Origin of the sequence: Pedobacter sp. KBS0701 (assembly GCF_005938645.2) — a bacterium.
Classification (GTDB): Bacteria; Bacteroidota; Bacteroidia; order Sphingobacteriales; family Sphingobacteriaceae; genus Pedobacter.
This window is the reverse complement of record NZ_CP042171.1, coordinates 239,290-257,493: the sequence shown is the minus strand read 5'-3', so window position 1 is coordinate 257,493 and position 18,204 is coordinate 239,290. Positions and strand designations below refer to the sequence as shown.

Here is an 18,204-nt window from a genome sequence, read left to right as displayed (position 1 = left end):
TTGTCCAAGGGCGCGGTCTTGCCTCGGCTCGCCGCCGCCGAAGGGCTCTTTCTTTTTGGCATCAAAAAGAAACAAAAACTGCCGGCTGAAAATTTTTCTTTCGAAGCTGGTAGGTTGGCTTGGACAGTACAGGCCGAAAAATTTGTTAGGCCGGATTTAAGTAGAACGGGGATATCGTGCTATGGCCTAGCTGGATGGAAATGCGAAAGCAGTTAAAATGCTGATTAATAATTATTTGTAAAATAACATCAATGATAGAGGTAATTTATGGAATAAAATTAATAGGAGAAACAGGAGAATTTAATATTGTAGATCCCCCCAATAAATCGTCATTGCGAAAAGGCTTTTTCAGCCGACGAAGCAATCTTACAACGATCGCTACTAGCGTGAGCATTAAGATTGCTTCGTTTCTCAGCAATGACGATTTTTTTATTGGAATCTTTTAAGATAGTCTGTTGAAATACCTTTGATAATACAATGAACATTTTGATAATCTTTAGAGACTGTCTCATAAACATAGAATTGTCATCCTGAGCCTGTCGAAGGACCTGTTTTAAATGCCTTGCAAGGCGTTTCGACAGGCTCAACGTGACAAATTCAAAATGAATTACAAGTTATGATACAGCCTCTGAAGATAAAAATTCAAAAAAACCTGGTTTTGTAATACCAGTGCTTTCTTTTTTAGAAAGGTTTAACTTAATTCTTACTTGCTAACTTAATCTTTATTGGGTTTTATCAATTCAATTGTGCCATCTTTAAGGTGATTAAGTTCAGTTACTTTCACGTTTCTTAAATGTGTTTTTCCCGAGAGTTGTGTATCATGATAAAAGATATACCACTTACCTTTGATTTCAACAATGGAATGATGAGTAGTCCAGCCCTCAACAGGAGTCATGAAAGTGCCCTGATATTTAAAGGGTCCCCATGGATTATCCGATATTGCAGATGCGAGAAAATGAGTGTCGCCTGTTGAATAAGTAAAATAATACTTCCCGTTATATTTGTGCATCCAGGCGCCTTCAAAGAATCTACGGTCATGATCCTTGGTAAGAAGCGGTTTGCCTTGCTGATCTAAGATTACAACATCTTTTACTTTCCCGTCAAAAGCAGTCATATCCTTGCTAAGTTTTACTACTTTAGCATTCAAAGCAGGTTCGTTTTCTTTTTCAGAATCAGTTTTAGAACCATTCGGATCATATTTTCCGTCTTTCCAGCGTTGAAGCTGTCCGCCCCAGATTCCACCAAAATACATGTAGCTGCTGCCGTCAGTATCGGTAAAAACCGCAGGATCAATACTAAAGCTACCTTCAATTGGCTCTTTAGCTGCTTTGAATGGTCCGGCTGGATCTTTAGATGTTGCCACTCCAATCCTGAAGACATCATTTTTATCCTTCACAGGAAAATAGAGATAGTAGGTGCCATTTTTATAGGCCGCATCCGGTGCCCATAATTGCCTGCCCGCCCATGGAATGTCACTTACAGAGAGTGCGGTATCATGAATAGTAACCTTACCTCCTATACTGTCCATACTAAGAATCCGATAATCCTTCATATCAAAATGATCACCGTTATCATTTTCCTTTATACCCGATTCAATATCATGAGATGGATAGATGTAAATTTTCCCGTTAAACACATGTGCAGAAGGGTCTGCAGTATAAATTTCCTTCACCAGCGGTTCAGAAAGGTAGTGTTTTGCTTCAGTTTTTGCAGCTTCAGTTTTTTCTGAGTTCTTGCTTCTTTCCTGACACGAGCTACCTAAAGCAGCAATTAGCGCAACGGCCAAAATAGATTGGCTTTTAATTTTTGGATTCATTATTATTCATTTTTAGTTAAATACGATTACAGAAAAATTTATCCTATTCAGGAAGCACCATGATTTAGATAGGTTTAAAATCCTATCGAATTGCCTCCATCTACAGGCAATACAACACCAGTTACATAAGAAGAGTGCTCCAAGCATAGATTTATTTGGTTAAAATTTTGCCGCAATTTTTCGGATAAACAGATTCGAAAAATATAGGTGAGGCAAAAGATAAAACTATGTTAAAAGAAGAATTTAGGATAGAAACTTTGAATAATATGATAGCAGAAATGTTGATTATAAAATTATAAAACAGGTATAACGCCCGCTTTTTTTAATGCTTCTGCTTATAATCTGTTATTCAATTGCCAAAATTAGTTTATCGCAGGTATCAGGCTGGCCGATAAATTTTGCCCAAATGAGCTTTTTTTATGATGAAAAATGCTAGTTCCAATCTGAAGCATTTAATATTTTAGCTTCAGGTTAAACGATGGAAATTAATATGAAACAAATCATTACAAAAGGACTAAAACATTCGATAGCATATTCGATGAAAACGATAGGCACCAACCTGAATAACGTTGCGCTAAAATTTACCAAACCTAAAACCTACAGCAAATGCTTCGGAATTGCCTTGTTGCTTGCATCCTTGTTGTGCAATAGCGAAAAATCATACGCTCAGAAACCTAAATTATATGTTTTCCTGAGCTTCGGTCAATCTAATATGGAAGGAAATGCTCCTTTCGAACCTCAGGATACAACAGTAAATAACAGATTCAGCGTTCTGCAGGCAGTTGACTGCCCGGAGTTAGGCAGAAAGAAAGGGAATTGGTACACGGCTAAACCACCTTTGTGCCGATGCAAAACCGGCTTAACGCCAATGGACTATTTCGGAAGAACCCTTCTGGATTCACTTCCCAAAGATGTAAGAATTGGTATCATCAATGTAGCAGTTGGAGGTTGCAAAATTGAGTTATTTGATAAAGATAATTATCAAACCTATACGGCCACTGCGCCAGAATGGATGAAGACAGCCTTAAACGAATACGACGGAAATCCGTATGGCCGTTTAGTGGAGTTAGCCAAAGTTGCCCAGCAATCCGGCGTTATCAAAGGTATTCTGATGCACCAAGGTGAATCCAACACCGGCGATCAGGAATGGCCAAAAAAAGTGAAGGCAGTTTATGAGAACCTAATCAGGGATTTGAATTTAAATCCGGCATCCACACCCCTCCTCGCCGGCGAGGTAGTTAATGCAGATCAGGGAGGGATATGCGCTTCGATGAATAAAATTATTGCAAGCTTGCCAGAAACAATTCCTAATGCATACATCATATCATCAGCTGGCTGTACCGATGCTGCGGATAATCTACATTTCAATGCACAAGGCTACCGCATGCTTGGCGAGCGTTATGCTAAAACAATGCTTTCACTATTAAAATAACATCAAAAAATGCAGAAAAAAATATTTGGGATATCACTTTTTACGGGCCTGCTGTCAGTATTGGCAAGTTTTGCCCAGAACCCAATCGTTCAGACCTATTATACAGCTGACCCGGCACCAATGGTACACAATGGAACCGTTTATCTATATACTTCGCATGATGAAGATGTTACGGTGAAAAACTTTTTCACCATGAACGATTGGCGGTGTTATTCTTCAAAGGATATGGTTAACTGGACTGATCATGGAGCAATTTTATCCTATAAAGATTTTAGCTGGTCGCGCGGTGATGCATGGGCAGGCCAGTGCATATTCAGGGATGAGAAATTTTACTATTACTTACCCGTTAACCAAAAAAATGGCGGGAACGCTATTGGTGTTGCCATTTCAGACACGCCTACAGCAGGCTTTAAAGATGCAATAGGCAAGCCATTGCTTTCAGGCTTTGGCTACATTGATCCAACTGTTTTTATCGATGATGACGGGCAGGCTTATCTCTATTGGGGCAATCCTCAATTATATTATGTAAAACTGAATAAAGATATGGTCTCTTATGATGAAAAAGTCGGAATCGTGAAAGTGCCGCTAAACAAGCAGGGCTTTAGTACGAGGAAAAAAGATTTGGAAAAAAGACCATCGGAATATGAGGAAGGACCATGGTTCTTTAAGCGGAAAAGCAAATATTACCTGATTTATCCGGCTGGAGGCGTTCCTGAACATTTGGCTTATTCTACCAGCAAAGGTCCAACAGGCCCTTGGATATATGGGGATACGATTATGAAAGTGATCGAAGATCGTGGTGCATTCACCAATCACCCCGGCTATATCGATTTCAAAGGCCAGTCTTATTTATTTTATCATGACGGGGCTTTACCTGGGGGTGGGGGCTTCAAACGTTCGGTTTGTATTGAACCATTCAGCTTTAACCCTGATGGATCTATTCCGAGAATTAACCGCACAAAAACAGGCGTACTGAAAAGCGCCTCAAACTTAGATCCTTTTACCCGTGTTGAAGCCGAAACCATAGCATGGTCAGAAGGTATAAAAACCGCCAAAGATAGCTTAACAGGGGCTATTTATGTATCCAATATTGACAATGGGGATTACATCAAAATCCGCAGTGTAGATTTTGGCAAAGGCGCTACGAAGTTTGAAGCAACAGTAGCCTCCCTATCCTCAAAAGGAAATATAGAACTTCGGGCAGATAGCTTAAGCGGTAAGCTACTGGGAAAACTGGAAGCAAAATCAACCAAAAATACTCAGGATTGGAAAGCCCAGCTGTGTAAAACAGACCGGATCACTGGTGTACATGACCTGTATTTGGTATTCAAAGGTGAGGGCAGTGAGCTTTTTAATTTTGACTCCTGGCGCTTGATCCGCTAATGGCAGGTTATTAATCACCTCAGGTTCCAGCGCTGTGGCGCTCACATTAAGATGTTTAACTGCGGTTTCTTTATCAGGAACTAAGCAAATTAAATGGAATTATGGCTAGGAAAATCCACATCAGCCCTTAAAATAAAACTAAATGAAAATAACACATATAAAAATGGTAAAGAAATTCAGAATAGGCGCAAGCTTACTTTTAAGTTTCGTAACGCTGGGCACTTTAGCCCAAAATCCTATCATACAGACTAAATTTACGGCCGATCCGGCACCAATGGTATATAAAGATACCGTATACCTGTACACCTCCCATGATGAAGATAATGCGGGTCCTGGAATGGGTAAATTCCTGATGAAGGATTGGCTTCTTTATACTTCAACAGATATGGTAAACTGGACAGACCACGGCGCTATTGCATCTCTGAAAAACTTCACCTGGGGGAAGCAGGATAACGGAGCCTGGGCACCTCAATGTATTGAGCGTAATGGAAAATTCTACCTGTATTGTCCGGTACAGGGAAGTGGCATTGGGGTCTTGGTAGCAGACAGTCCTTATGGCCCATTCAAAGATCCTATAGGAAAAAGGCTTATTGATGATGACCATCTGTGGAATGACATTGATCCCTCTGTGTTTATTGATGATGACGGACAAGCCTATCTGTATTGGGGTAATCCAAACCTCTGGTATGTAAAGTTAAATAAAGACATGATCTCCTATTCAGGGGAAATCGTTAAAGTAAAAGATGTAGGTAAAGAAAAAGGGCAAACCAAAGCTGATGCTTACCACTACCAGGAAGGTCCGTGGACTTATAAACGTCACGACCACTACTATCTCGCCTATGCCTCTACTTGTTGCCCGGAAGGGATTGCTTACGCAATGAGCAAAAATGCAACCGGTCCCTGGGACTATAAGGATTACCTGATGAAACCAAATGAAAAATCTTCAGGAAATCACCCTGGAATTATTGATTACAAGGGTAAATCATATTTGTTTGGTTTTAATTTCCGGTTAAATTTTATGATCACCGATAAACATCATGAAAGACGCTCGGTTTGTGTGGAAGAACTCAGCTACAACCAGGATGGTACAATCCAGGAGATGCCATGGTGGTCGGAAACCGGAGTGAAACAAATCGGTAATTTAAGTCCTTTCAAACGTACCGAAGCTGAAACCATAAGCTGGTCTGAAGGTATTAAAGCAGAAAAAGACGCTGTAAACGGGCGTATTTTCACCACCAATAAACAGCCAGGTGCTTTCATCAAAATTAAAGGTGTGGACTTTAAAAGTGGTGCTAAAAAGTTTGAAGCCAGTTTAACTTCCATTACTGGCGGAGGAAAGCTGGAAATCAGAATTGATGATCAAAATGGCAGGTTAATCGGAACACTTCCCATAAAAAGTAAAGATACCAAATGGGAAACAATCTCCTGTACGCTTAATGAGGTAAAGGGCAAGCACGACCTATTCCTGGTATTTAAAGAGGGAATATTCAGTTTAGACTGGTGGAAGATGATAAAAAAGTAAATCCGGATTGATAAAACTGTTGGTCGTGGGGCCTTTGAGTTAATTGCTAATTTCGAATTGTTTTATTCTATTTTTAATCGTTCTAAGGATTGACTACAAAAATTGTTTTAAAGTTATAAAACGGAAAATTGGTTAATCTAATCCTATTCAGTTATTTATTTTAGAACGTGTTTAAAAATTAAATAAAATTAATTCGCATGTCAGTCTGAGCGTAGTCGAAGACCATTTCAACAAATTAATGAAAGCAATCCATTACGCTACCATCAACAGACACCAATAGGATGGTCGTCATCTCGACCGGAGCAACGCGAAGTGGAGAGATCTTTGTACTATTTATTGAAATCAAATTTAAAAGATTTTGCTTCGCAGAACCTTCGGGTTCTCCACTGCGGTCGAATGATACTTCTAGACCATTCACCTTCTTTATCCATCTGTATTTTATATATAAATTATCGTTCAGGATGATAGCCAAAGGCTAGGTAATATTTGCTGTAAAAATTTAAACAGGATCTTAGTTAAGCAAAATAACTTTGAGGATTTTGAGAATAAAAAACTACCGGAGCTTAGTGGCAGCAACAGTTTTGTTCAACTACTGGTACAGAAGAAAAAGAAAATGGGAAAAAAATAATAAACGTTACCATAACATTTAAAAATATTGCCTAATTTTCGCTTTCGAAACTGATCAGATAAATCTATACCAAATAAGCTTATTCCGTTGTGATGAATATCCCAAAATTACTCCACAAATCTTTAGCTATGAATTATTTTAAAGGCATTTTACTGGTAATGGCATTGGTTACCAGCCACGTTTTATCTTTTGCCCAAGACCTGAACGTTACAAGTCCAGATCAGAAATTAATGGTTAAATTATATTTAAACGAGGGTAAACTTTATTACAATGTAGTACTACGGGGAAAAGAAATGATTGAGCGATCTCCTCTGGGACTTCGCGGAAGCCAGATGGACTTATCTTCCGGTCTCAAGCTAACCGGTAAGCAATTACGACGAATCGATGAGCGTTACAATGAACCAAAAATCAAGATCAGTAGTGTAAGCTACCAGGCAAATGAGCTCATCTGCAAATTTGAGAATACCAAAAAGAACCAGATTGAAGTAGTATTTCGCGTGAGCAATAACGATATTGCCTTTAGATATCAGGTTCCTCAGACCGGTGAAGCCGCAACCTTTGTAATTGAAGAAGAATTGAGCGGATACAAATTCCCGGCAAATACCACTACGTTTTTAACCCCGCAGGCTACCCCCATGATAGGCTGGATGAAAACCAAGCCTAGCTACGAAGAAGAATATAATCCTGATCAGGCCATGGGCGTCCCTTCAAAATATGGCATAGGTTATACTTTTCCCGCCCTTTTCCATTTAGGGAATGAAGGCTGGGTATTACTTTCAGAAACGGGCGTAAATTCGCTATACTGTGGTTCCAGGCTAAGCGAAGGCACTAAAGATGGTCATTACAAAATTGCTTTCCCGGAGAAGGGAGAAAACAATGGCATCGGTAGTGCAAATCCAACGATATCATTACCAGGCAATACACCCTGGCGTACCATTACTGTCGGACGTACACTTAAACCGATTGTTGAAACTACTGTTCCATTCGATGTTGTAGCGCCGCAGTATGCCGCATCGAAAAACTATACCTTTGGCCGGTCTACCTGGAGCTGGCTGTTATGGCAAGATGAAAGTATTAATTTCGAGGATCAGAAAAAGTTTATTGATCTTTCTGCGGCCATGGGTTATGAGTTTGTACTGATTGATAACTGGTGGGACACAAAGATCGGACGGAAAAAAATCGAGGAACTGGTTGCCTATGGCAAAGACAAAAAGGTTGGCATTGCCTTGTGGTATAACTCCAATGGTTTTTGGAACGATGCGCCACAAAGTCCTAAATATAAAATGAATACCGCCTCTGCAAGAAAACAGGAAATGGCGTGGATGCAGCAGATTGGGGTGAAAGGAATTAAGGTAGATTTCTTTGGTGGCGACAAACAGGAAACCATGAAACTGTATGAAGATATTTTAGCTGATGCCAACACTTTTGGTTTAACGGTAATCTTCCATGGCTGTACAATACCCAGAGGTTGGGAAAGAATGTACCCTAATTATGCTGGAAGCGAGGCGGTATTGGCATCCGAGAACCTGATATTTGGGCAACATGCCAATGATAACGAAGCTTTCAATGCCAGCCTTCACCCCTTTATCCGAAATGCTATCGGCTCAATGGATTTCGGCCCCGTTCTTTTAAATAAGCGCCATAACAAGAAAAATGACGGAGGAACAATCAGAAAAACAACAGAAACTTTCCAATTGGCAACCGCTATTCTTTTCCAGAATCCAGTGCAGAATTTTGGCATCACCCCAAATAACCTCAGCGATGTTGCGCCTCACGTGATCGATTTTATGAAAAATGTGCCAACAACCTGGGACAATACTGTTTTCCTTGATGGATATCCTGGAAAATATTGTGTATTGGCACGTCGCCATGGCGATGCCTGGTATATTGCCGCTATAAATGCTGAAACTACGGAGAAAACAATCGACATTTCGCTTCCAATGTTATCAGGTACTGAAGTTACCTTATACTCAGATGCCGGCGACCGTTCACCTCAAATAAAACAGCTGAAATTAAATAAGACAAAACAATTAAAACTAAAACTTTTACCAGGCGGAGCGAATGTAATCGTGGCAAAATAAAATAGCTCCACAGGAGAGTATGTAATAGAATGGTTGTCATCTCGACTGTAGCACAGCTAAATGGAGAGATCTTGGAATCTGGCAGGCCTGTAATAAACAAAAAATTTCAAATTATTCTATACAGAAACTAGCTCTTATTACCACAAAGATTCAGGGTCATATATTGGTATATCAGAGCAATAGAATGTTCTCATACACCCAAGATTGAGGTAAAATCTTGCTACGACCTGCAAAAAAACACTTAGACTTTTATTTTCAAATGCGCTAGCTTCGTGTGATTCTAAATATAACCGAAAAGCTAATCAGCTTATATACTATTTTGAATAGTCAGGTTTATATAATGAACACAAAATCCTTAAATAACCAGATAAGTATGAAGAATAAAATAAATCAGCTAATCCTATTTTGCACATTATTAATCTCATTGGCATTCAATACGTTTGCGCAAAAGAAAGATTATCCGATCAAGCCCGTAGCGTTTACAAAGGTTCATGTAGAGGATAACTTTTGGCAGCCAAAAATGGAGATCAATGCAAAAGTAACTATCCCCTATGTAATTGCACAATGTAAAGCAAATGGCAGAATGGATAATTTTCTGAGGGCAGGAAAAAAAATGAGTGGAGATAAGATGAGTGAATTTCCGTTTGATGATACCGATGTATATAAAGCAATTGAGGGCGCATCTTATTCCATTCAGAATAAAGCAAATCCAAAACTTGAAGCTTATATTGATACGCTTATCAGCATAATCGGCGGGGCACAAGAACCCGATGGATATTTATTCACTTTCAGGACGGTGAATGCAAAAAAACCGCATGAATGGATCGGCGCTAAACGTTGGGAGAAGGAAGAGATATTAAGTCATGAGCTTTATAATGCTGGACATCTTTATGAGGCCGCAGTGGCCCATTATCAGGCAACCGGTAAAAAGACACTATTAAACATTGCCATTAGAAATGCAAACCTTTTGGTAAAAACCTTTGGTCCCGGAAAAACAGAAGAATACCCGGGCCACCAGATTGTAGAGATCGGGCTATCCAAAATGTACCGTGTTACCGGTAATCAAAAATATCTGGACCTCGCAAAGTTCTTCCTGGACGTGAGGGGTCCGAAAGGAGATGAATATAATCAGGCACATGAAAAAGTTACCGATCAGCATACAGCTGTTGGCCATGCCGTGAGGGCAGCCTATATGTATACAGGAATGGCAGATATTGCTGCGCTTACCGGAGATACAAAATACCTGTCTGCTATTGATGATATTTGGGGAGACGTAGTAAATAAAAAATTATATGTTACCGGAGGTATTGGTGCTACAGGAGCTGGTGAAGCTTTCGGAGAAGCTTACCAATTACCAAATATGTCTGCTTATGCCGAAACCTGTGCCGCTATTGGAAATGTTTACTGGAATGAAAGAATGTTCCTGCTGCATGGGGATTCTAAATACGTTGACGTATTGGAAAGAACATTATATAATGGATTATTATCTGGCGTTTCGTTAAGTGGCGATCGTTTCTTTTATCCAAACCCATTGGCATCCATGTTTCAACATCAGCGGAGCGCGTGGATCAGTTGCGCATGTTGCATTAGTAATATGGCCCGCTTTTTACCTTCTCTGCCAGGTTATGTGTATGCACAGGATAAAAACGACCTGTATATAAACCTGTTTATGAGCAACACCAGTAAAATTTCCCTTGCCACCACGGGGGTAGAAATCACACAGACTACAGACTATCCCTGGAAAGGAGAGGTAACCATCAATATCAACCCGGAAAAAACTGCTGTTTTTACCCTAAGAATCCGGATTCCGGGCTGGGCAGCCCAAGAGGCCTCGCCAGGAAATCTTTATTCATTTATGGATAAAAAAACAACTCCTGTAAAGATTTCAATCAATGGGGAGGTCACATCATTTATTACAGAAAAAGGCTATGCTGTTTTAACCAGAAAATGGGAAAAAGGCGATAAAATTTTCTTAAACCTACCCATGGAAACCGACAAAGTGATCGCTAACAAAAACGTTAAAGACGATGCTTCACGTTTTGTATTACAACGCGGACCTGTTGTTTACTGCCTTGAAGGCCCAGACAATAAAGACAGCCTGGTACAGAATATTATGATCGGTAAGAATGCAATTGCCTCTTCTCATTATGAGCAAAACCTTCTTGATGGTGTAGGAGTAATCGATATTAAAGGCCAAAGCACAAAACGGCAAATAAAGAGCGACAGCCTTTTGGTAACCGCTCAGGATGTTAAGGCCATACCGTATTATGCCTGGGCAAACAGGGGGCCAAGCGAAATGACAGTATGGATACCTTATGAGCAATCAGCGGCCATGCCAAAGCCTGCACCAACCATAGCAAGCAGAAGTCAGGTATCAGGCTCGTTAAAAAACAAGAGAATGTTCTCGGCAATCAAAGATCAGTACGAACCTGCCAATTCAAAAGATACAAATTTCCCCTACCTGCACTGGTGGCCCGCAAAAAACACCGACGAATTTCTGCAATATAATTTTGAATCGGAGCAGACTGTCAGCGAATCTAAAGTTTACTGGTATGATGATGGTCCCTGGGGTGGCTGTCGAATTCCAGCCTCTTACAGGTTACTTTACAAGAAAGGCGAACTGTGGATCCCTGTAGAATCAATATCTCCTTATGAGATCAGTAAGGATAAATGGAATGTTGTAAAATTCAAACAGGTAAGTACCTCTGCTTTAAGGATGGAAATAAGGCTTCCGCCAGAACAAGCAACTGGCGTACATGAATGGACGGTAGAATAATCACTAAAGACAAAAAACTCCTTATTCCTTTAAAGAAATAAGGAGTTTTTTTATTAGAAATACATTCAATAATATCTGGTATCCATAAATAATAGAAAAGCTTAAATCAGATGATAAGGTAACAACGAGAGAAGATTTATTCTACTTTAAACTGGTTAAAAAATGATTCGAATAGGGTAAAATATTCATTACAATCAAATCATTAATGGGTAAATTTATAAACGTTACCACAACGTTTAAACTAACCAATAAACTAATGAAATCAAACCTTACTTTAGGGCGGAGTAAGTTCCTGGGCATCATCATATTCCTCATGGTACCCTTTCTTAGCTTCGCACAAACCAAAGTTACCGGAACAGTAACTGATGGAAAAAACCAGCCTTTACCCGGGGCATCTATTAAACAAAAGGGCACAACAAACGGTACCTCTTCGGATACAAAGGGAAACTTCTCGCTGACCTTAAAAGAAGGCTCATCAATGTTGACGGTAAGCATTGTTGGCTATAAGTCAAAAGAAGTTTCTGCTGCAGGCCAGACAAGCATTAATATTGAGCTTGCGGAAGATAACAACTCTTTGGATGAGGTGGTTGCCATAGGCTATCAGAATATCCAGAGAAAAAAAACAGCTGGTGCTATATCTTCTGTAAAAGGAAAAGATTTTGAAAATACGCCTTACTCTACATTTGATGCCATGCTGCAGGGAAGGGTTGCAGGACTGACAGTCTTGAGTACTTCGGGCGAACCCGGAGGGAACAACATCGTCAACATCCGTGGTGCAAGTAATGTAAACTTAGGCCAAAGCAGTTCGCCCTTATACGTTATCGATGGTGTGATTTATGATGTCAATGATATTGGGTCGGCCTATGGAAGCAGTCCATTACAGGCAATAAACCCCAACGACATCGAATCTGTCGATGTACTTAAGGATGCATCTGCTTCAGCAGTTTATGGTGCCAGGGCGGCAAACGGCGTTATTATTGTAAAAACAAAGCGTGCAGTTATTGGCGCTCCACCACAGATCAGGATATCAAGCTATTTCGGTATTGCGAACAAACCGGCACTGAAACCAATCCAAACCGGTACTGCGGAGAGAAGACTGAAAATGGATTTACTCTATGGGGGCAATGCATCATACGACCTGCTCAAAAATCTGAATATGATGTTAACCGACAGTTTAAATACTGCTTTCAACAACAATACAGACTGGCAGGGGTTATTTCTCCAAACGGGAAATATCAGCAATATTGATGCAAGCATATCGGGGGCAACGGATAAATATTCTTATAGATTCTCTTTCAACCGTTACTTTGAGGAAGGGGTAATGAAAGGTTATGATATCAACAGGATTACCCCTAGCCTGTTCTTCCAGGTATCTCCTACTGAAAAATTGCTGATCCAGACCAATCTATTTGTCGGCCTGACCAAAGCCAAGCACGGTCAAGGCGACCAAAACAAATACCCCTTCACAACCTGGGGTTTCCCATCATCTTTTTGGAGCATTGGCCCAACTGAACAGGCGTTATATACTGGCAGATATGATGAACTTAGAGACGATGACAAAACCACCAGTTTGAATGGTAACACAATGGCCCAATATACTATTATACCTGGTTTAAACTTAAAAAGCACGATATCGTACAATATAAACAATAATACCAGAAGCTATTTTAAACCAAATCTTTTAAGTTCCAGCGGCCAGAATGAAGCTTACGGATATATCTACCAAACCAACCGTTGGGAATTGGAGAACACATTAAACTACTATAAGTCATTGAAAAGCGGACATAATTTTAACATCGTCCTGCTACAGGGAATGGAAAAAAACATACTCAACAATACTTATAGCTCAAGTATAGGAAATTCGGATGCGGTAAAAACCGTTACGGGAATTGCTGCTGGTCCAAATTTGTATGTAAGTAACGATATCCAGGAGCGCTCGCGCTTATCTTGGATGGGAAGTTTTGTTTATGATTACAAAGGAAAATATCTTTTTCAGGCAGTATACCGTGCCGATGCCTCTTCAAGGTATAGTGCTGACAGCCGTTGGGGCTCCTTCCCTTCAGTTTCAGCAGGCTGGAATGCATCTGAAGAGCATTTCTTCTCACCACTGAAGAATATTGTTTCCTACTTAAAGTTTAGGGCGAGTTATGGCGTAACCGGAAATGATCCCGGCGCTTATTATGCCCAGTACCAATCGTTAATAGGAGATGCAGGTTATCCAACATCAGTATTGGCAAATGGTGTAGGTGGCTTTCAGAATACCTATAATGGGACATCAGTATTATACCCGGATTATTATGGAGCAGCATCAGCAAGTTCGATCAGCTGGGAAAGAAGTCCGCAGTTCAACGCGGGAATCGACATGGGACTGCTTAAGGACAGAATAACCTTAACAGCCGATTACTATGTACGGGATTCTAAAAGTAAGGTATTTCAGGTTGCCGTACCACTTACTACTGGTTATTCTCAGATCTCAAACAATTTTGTTGATCTGCGTAATTCCGGTATTGAGTTAACTTTAACCACGAGAAATTTTGGGCCTAAGTCAAAATTTCAGTGGACAACCAATTTCAATATCGCTTATAACGATAATTATATTACCAAACTGCCAAACGGGGGAAGAGATTTTACTTTCGGGCCGCCTTGGCTACAACAGACCCTGAGCGTTGGCGAACCATTGTTCACCTATAAGGTCTGGGACGTGAAAGGAATCTATTCAACGGACGCAGATGTTCCTGTAGACCCAAAAACAGGCAAAAGGATTACGCACTTTGGGGGAGCACAATACAGTGCAGGTGATCCGGCAAGGGCAGATCAGAACGGGGATTACAATATCGATTATAATGATTATGTATCTTATGGAAATCCAAATCCAGACATTACAGGCGGTATGAACAATTCATTTTCATACAAAGGCTTTTCTCTTGATGTGCTGGTTACTTTCATTTCTGGCCGCAGCCTGCGTAATGGCTACCTCTCAGATAAGTTTCAGGATGCAGGAACTTCTAATCCATACTTCTACTGGGGGCCAAGATCAGGACCTGCATCAAACTTTAATGTTTCGGATTTCTGGTCCAAACCGGGAGATATTGCCAAATACCCAGGACTGATTACCAATACAGTAGACAAATGGCATATAGGCCAGAGCATGTACGTAGAGGACGCAAGTTTCTTACGCATCAAAAATATCCGCTTGGGCTATGCCTTGCCTCAAAAACTCACCAAAAAACTAGGCATGAGCATGATTAGATTTTACGGTGTAATGGATAATGTAAAAGTATGGTCCAAATCCACTGTACCTGATCCGGAAGCGGTTGGAGTAGATGGGTATTCTGGCGGAAACGACTACCCCATTCCCAAAAAGTACACATTTGGCATTGATTTAACATTTTAAACATTACTACGATGAAAAGATTAGCAATATATATATGCTGTGCAATCGGATTGAGCATGGCCACTTCATGCAAAAAGTTTCTTGATGAAAAACCCATTAGCACCTCTACAGATATTACCTTTTGGAAAAATGAGAACGATGCAGACAAGGGTATAGCAGGAGGTTACGCACTATTGAGAAAAACCTTGAATAAGGCAAATGGACTTGCTTTTTATGCCTACGGAGACCTGCCTACTGATGAATTCTCTTCTGCGAATTCTTATCGTTTCGACAACATTGCTGCGATCAATTGGTCCATACCTGTTGCTACTGCAGAAACAGGAGATCCAATGATGCAAATGAGAAGATATGACAGCTTCTATAGCGCCATAGATCAAGCCAATAGATGTCTCAAATTTATCCCGACAATACCAGATGATAAATTTTCTTCTCCTACATCAAAAAATAATCTCTTGGGCGAAGCCTATTTTTTAAGGGCATTCAATTATTTCTACATGACCAGAATTTGGGGAGATGTTCCCCTGGTTATACAAACCGGAGCGATTGCAGATGCTGTAGATATTCCACGCAATAAGGCAGCTGAAGTTTTAGCACAATGCTTAAGTGATGTTAACATGGCAATAAGCCTTTTGAACTGGGATTATGCGAACCCTGCAAATAGAGCCGTAAGAGCAAATAAAGGTTCAGCTTACGCCCTTCTGGCACATATTTATGCCTGGCAGGGCGATTACCAAAACTGTAATTTGACAACCAGCAAGATTATCGACCAAAACTTTTATCAGTATGTAAACAGGGATAGTTACCTTGACATATACAAAGGTAAATCTAATGAGGGCATTTTTGAGATTGCCCAAAGTGGTGAAAATGAAGGCAATGTAGCTAACATAGCAAATTACACGTTAAAAAGCCCTTATTTAACAACTAATACCGGAAATGCTGTTTTTTCACTCAATACCACTACGTTAAAGAATCTTTTCGATGATCTTAACGATAAACGGTATTCCAAAGCCTTTGCGCTGACCAATTCAACAGACCCGATCTGTATCAAGTATTCGAATATCACCTATGTTAACGGACAAAACGTAATTATTCCGGTAGCCCATAATAACATCATCATTTTCAGGCTTGCAGATATAAAGCTTTTAAAGGCAGAAGCACTTGCAGCATTAAACCAGTTTGATCAATCCAGGGCCATACTCAATGAAGTAAGGGGCATAGCAGGTGCGGGTGCCTGGAATGGCGATAATGCCAACTTGTTTGAGGCCATTATAAACGAGCGTGGAAGAGAACTATTTCTGGAAGGACATCGTTTTTACGACTTGGTTAGGCTTGGCAGAAAAACCGGCACTATTAAATTCGGCGATGACAAGATGAACAAAGGCGACTTCGATGCAGGCAAATATTATTGGCCGATAGACCCGGCGTTAATGATTATAAACAAAAAGTTAACCCAAACTCCGTTCTGGAGCTCAAAGATGTAAAATAATGAAAAATAAAATATTCTATTCCATAATATGCTGTATGGGGCTTGCCTATTTTACAAGCTGCAAGAAAAGTGAATACCTGACAGATGGCGGATTAAGTACCGCCAAAACCCCATTAACAACATACGATTACCTTAAACAGCACAAGTACCACTTGTTTGATACGCTGATTATGGTGATTGATCATTACAACATGAAGCAGGAAGTAAATGGTGCAGCAACTTTTTTTGCCCCCACCAACTATTCCATTAACAGCTACCTGAAAATAAAAAGAGATTCGGTCAGACTTATTAATGAAAACAATAACTATGGCCTTGCCGATATGTATAAGGATATCAGCGCAGATTCGCTCAGGATGTACATCTCCAAATCAAGGATTGCATTGATGACAACACCCTTACAGGCGACCATTGTGGGTAACGCAGCAAATACGCAAACAGCAATCCAAAGGATTTTGCAGCCCAAGCCAGCCGAATCCTGGTCATCTGCACCGATATATTATCTCTATTATATAAAAGTTAGGGGTGGTCTGGATCCTCCTAATGTAACTGCACAACCCAATGATCCAAACGTAGACCTTAAAGCACAATGCCAGACCACCGATATAGAACCATCATCTGGCGGAATGCTGCATGTGCTGAGCAACAACCATACATTCATCAGATTCTAACGTGGAATCATAACAGGTAAAAATCATGAAGAAAATATTATTAATTTCATCCATATCTGCGCTAGCTTTGACCGGCATTTTTTTCGGCTGTAAAAAGGTAGAAAAGGGTTTCATCAGTGACTATATGTTTTACAGTCCAAACCCTTTAATTGCTACCCAGGGAAATGTAACAAATTCAAACGCGATTGAATTAGATGGAACCACCGGACCAGTAAAGGTTAAACTTCTTGCCGTTAGAAATGCAGACACCGGGCAGCCGGCGCCCGAAATGACAAAAGAGTTTACGATTAAACAGTTTCTTGGTCAGATTACCAGTGCCGATTCAACCGTTGCTTTAGTAAACAAAAAAATTGTACTTAAACCGGCTTTACCCCTGGAGGTGAGTGAGATTGGAGGAAGAATATCTCTCTCCCAGGCTACAGCATTTGTTGCTACCGGCAATTATGTAATAGATGTAGAGGTAAGCAACGTTAAAGGTACCCGCCAGATTTTAAATGCATGCAGGATACAGCTATTGCCAAAGACTTATTTTGCTCTCGACGCTGGACCGTTTGTGACTACCTCTGATCCGGATGCTGAAACAGGCTTCAGTGACAGGATAAACCTACCCATTACCGTTACGTACGACAATAAAGGTCCTAATAAGATCAGGTTTGTATTTTTGGATAAAAATGGTGCAGCTTTTGATCCTTCTGCCGGACAGGTAATCACCAGAGGCGATAGAGGTAACTTTTCTCAGATGAACCCCTATTTTCCACTTGTAAAAACATCCTCAGCACTAGAATGGGAGTTTATTGATCTTCCTAACGGCTTCCCCATTAAAGATGGCGCCAACGGAACCGGAAATTATTACCGTATCCCCGCAAGATTTACTGTAGAAAATAGAAATGCTAACCCTGTTTTTTTTGGCTTCAAGGCTTTGTCAGCAGGCAGCTATACCGTATCTATTCAAATACCTACAATTACGAAAAAACCTTAGTTAGTTAATAATGATGATGATGCCCAGGTCGTGTAAAAG

Annotated in this window: 10 protein-coding genes; 9 read left to right on the top strand and 1 reads right to left on the bottom strand. The window is 40.3% G+C overall.

What is annotated here, in order from left to right; all coding sequences use genetic code 11:
• Window positions 1-715 precede the first annotated feature (715 nt).
• On the bottom strand, window positions 716-1,816 hold the full coding sequence (locus FFJ24_RS00940; RefSeq protein ID WP_138820379.1) for a glycoside hydrolase family 43 protein: 1,101 nt from the start codon (window positions 1,814-1,816) through the stop codon (window positions 716-718).
• Window positions 1,817-2,306: 490 nt separating this feature from the next.
• Here FFJ24_RS00940 and FFJ24_RS00935 point away from each other — a divergent pair, with 490 nt between their 5' ends.
• The 9 genes from FFJ24_RS00935 to FFJ24_RS00895 all read left to right on the top strand — a co-directional run bounded on the left by FFJ24_RS00935 (window position 2,307) and on the right by FFJ24_RS00895 (window position 18,165).
• On the top strand, window positions 2,307-3,248 hold the full coding sequence (locus FFJ24_RS00935; RefSeq protein ID WP_246862711.1) for a sialate O-acetylesterase: 942 nt from the start codon (window positions 2,307-2,309) through the stop codon (window positions 3,246-3,248).
• A 9-nt stretch (window positions 3,249-3,257) separates the two neighbouring features.
• Window positions 3,258-4,631: a glycoside hydrolase family 43 protein gene (locus tag FFJ24_RS00930; protein WP_138820378.1), complete on the top strand. Its 1,374-nt coding sequence runs from the start codon at window positions 3,258-3,260 to the stop codon at window positions 4,629-4,631.
• A 142-nt stretch (window positions 4,632-4,773) separates the two neighbouring features.
• Window positions 4,774-6,153, top strand: a complete 1,380-nt coding sequence (locus FFJ24_RS00925; RefSeq protein ID WP_246862710.1) for a glycoside hydrolase family 43 protein — start codon at window positions 4,774-4,776, stop codon at window positions 6,151-6,153.
• A gap of 756 nt (window positions 6,154-6,909) precedes the next feature.
• Window positions 6,910-8,862: a glycoside hydrolase family 97 protein gene (locus FFJ24_RS00920; RefSeq protein WP_210419439.1), complete on the top strand. Its 1,953-nt coding sequence runs from the start codon at window positions 6,910-6,912 to the stop codon at window positions 8,860-8,862.
• Between the two features lie 373 nt (window positions 8,863-9,235).
• Entirely contained in the window at window positions 9,236-11,638 is a 2,403-nt protein-coding gene (locus FFJ24_RS00915) for a glycoside hydrolase family 127 protein (RefSeq protein WP_138820376.1), read from the top strand.
• A gap of 256 nt (window positions 11,639-11,894) precedes the next feature.
• A complete protein-coding gene (locus FFJ24_RS00910; RefSeq protein ID WP_168202351.1) occupies window positions 11,895-15,032 on the top strand; it encodes a SusC/RagA family TonB-linked outer membrane protein in 3,138 nt (1,045 codons plus the stop codon).
• Between the two features lie 11 nt (window positions 15,033-15,043).
• On the top strand, window positions 15,044-16,513 hold the full coding sequence (locus tag FFJ24_RS00905) for a RagB/SusD family nutrient uptake outer membrane protein (protein WP_138820373.1): 1,470 nt from the start codon (window positions 15,044-15,046) through the stop codon (window positions 16,511-16,513).
• 4 nt (window positions 16,514-16,517) lie between these two features.
• Window positions 16,518-17,186, top strand: a complete 669-nt coding sequence (locus FFJ24_RS00900) for a hypothetical protein (RefSeq protein ID WP_138820371.1) — start codon at window positions 16,518-16,520, stop codon at window positions 17,184-17,186.
• A gap of 25 nt (window positions 17,187-17,211) precedes the next feature.
• A complete protein-coding gene (locus FFJ24_RS00895) occupies window positions 17,212-18,165 on the top strand; it encodes a hypothetical protein (RefSeq protein ID WP_138820369.1) in 954 nt (317 codons plus the stop codon).
• Window positions 18,166-18,204 lie beyond the last annotated feature (39 nt).

Excerpts from the sequence above, each read along its gene's own strand:
- FFJ24_RS00910 (WP_168202351.1), top strand. The coding sequence starts at position 11,895 with ATGAAATCAAACCTTACTTTAGGGCGGAGTAAGTTCCTGGGCATCATC.
- FFJ24_RS00900 (WP_138820371.1), top strand. The coding sequence starts at position 16,518 with ATGAAAAATAAAATATTCTATTCCATAATATGCTGTATGGGGCTTGCC.
- FFJ24_RS00915 (WP_138820376.1), top strand. The coding sequence starts at position 9,236 with ATGAAGAATAAAATAAATCAGCTAATCCTATTTTGCACATTATTAATC.
- FFJ24_RS00930 (WP_138820378.1), top strand. The coding sequence starts at position 3,258 with ATGCAGAAAAAAATATTTGGGATATCACTTTTTACGGGCCTGCTGTCA.
- FFJ24_RS00895 (WP_138820369.1), top strand. The coding sequence starts at position 17,212 with ATGAAGAAAATATTATTAATTTCATCCATATCTGCGCTAGCTTTGACC.
- FFJ24_RS00940 (WP_138820379.1), bottom strand. The coding sequence starts at position 1,816 with ATGAATCCAAAAATTAAAAGCCAATCTATTTTGGCCGTTGCGCTAATT.
- FFJ24_RS00920 (WP_210419439.1), top strand. The coding sequence starts at position 6,910 with ATGAATTATTTTAAAGGCATTTTACTGGTAATGGCATTGGTTACCAGC.
- FFJ24_RS00925 (WP_246862710.1), top strand. The coding sequence starts at position 4,774 with ATGAAAATAACACATATAAAAATGGTAAAGAAATTCAGAATAGGCGCA.
- FFJ24_RS00905 (WP_138820373.1), top strand. The coding sequence starts at position 15,044 with ATGAAAAGATTAGCAATATATATATGCTGTGCAATCGGATTGAGCATG.
- FFJ24_RS00935 (WP_246862711.1), top strand. The coding sequence starts at position 2,307 with ATGAAACAAATCATTACAAAAGGACTAAAACATTCGATAGCATATTCG.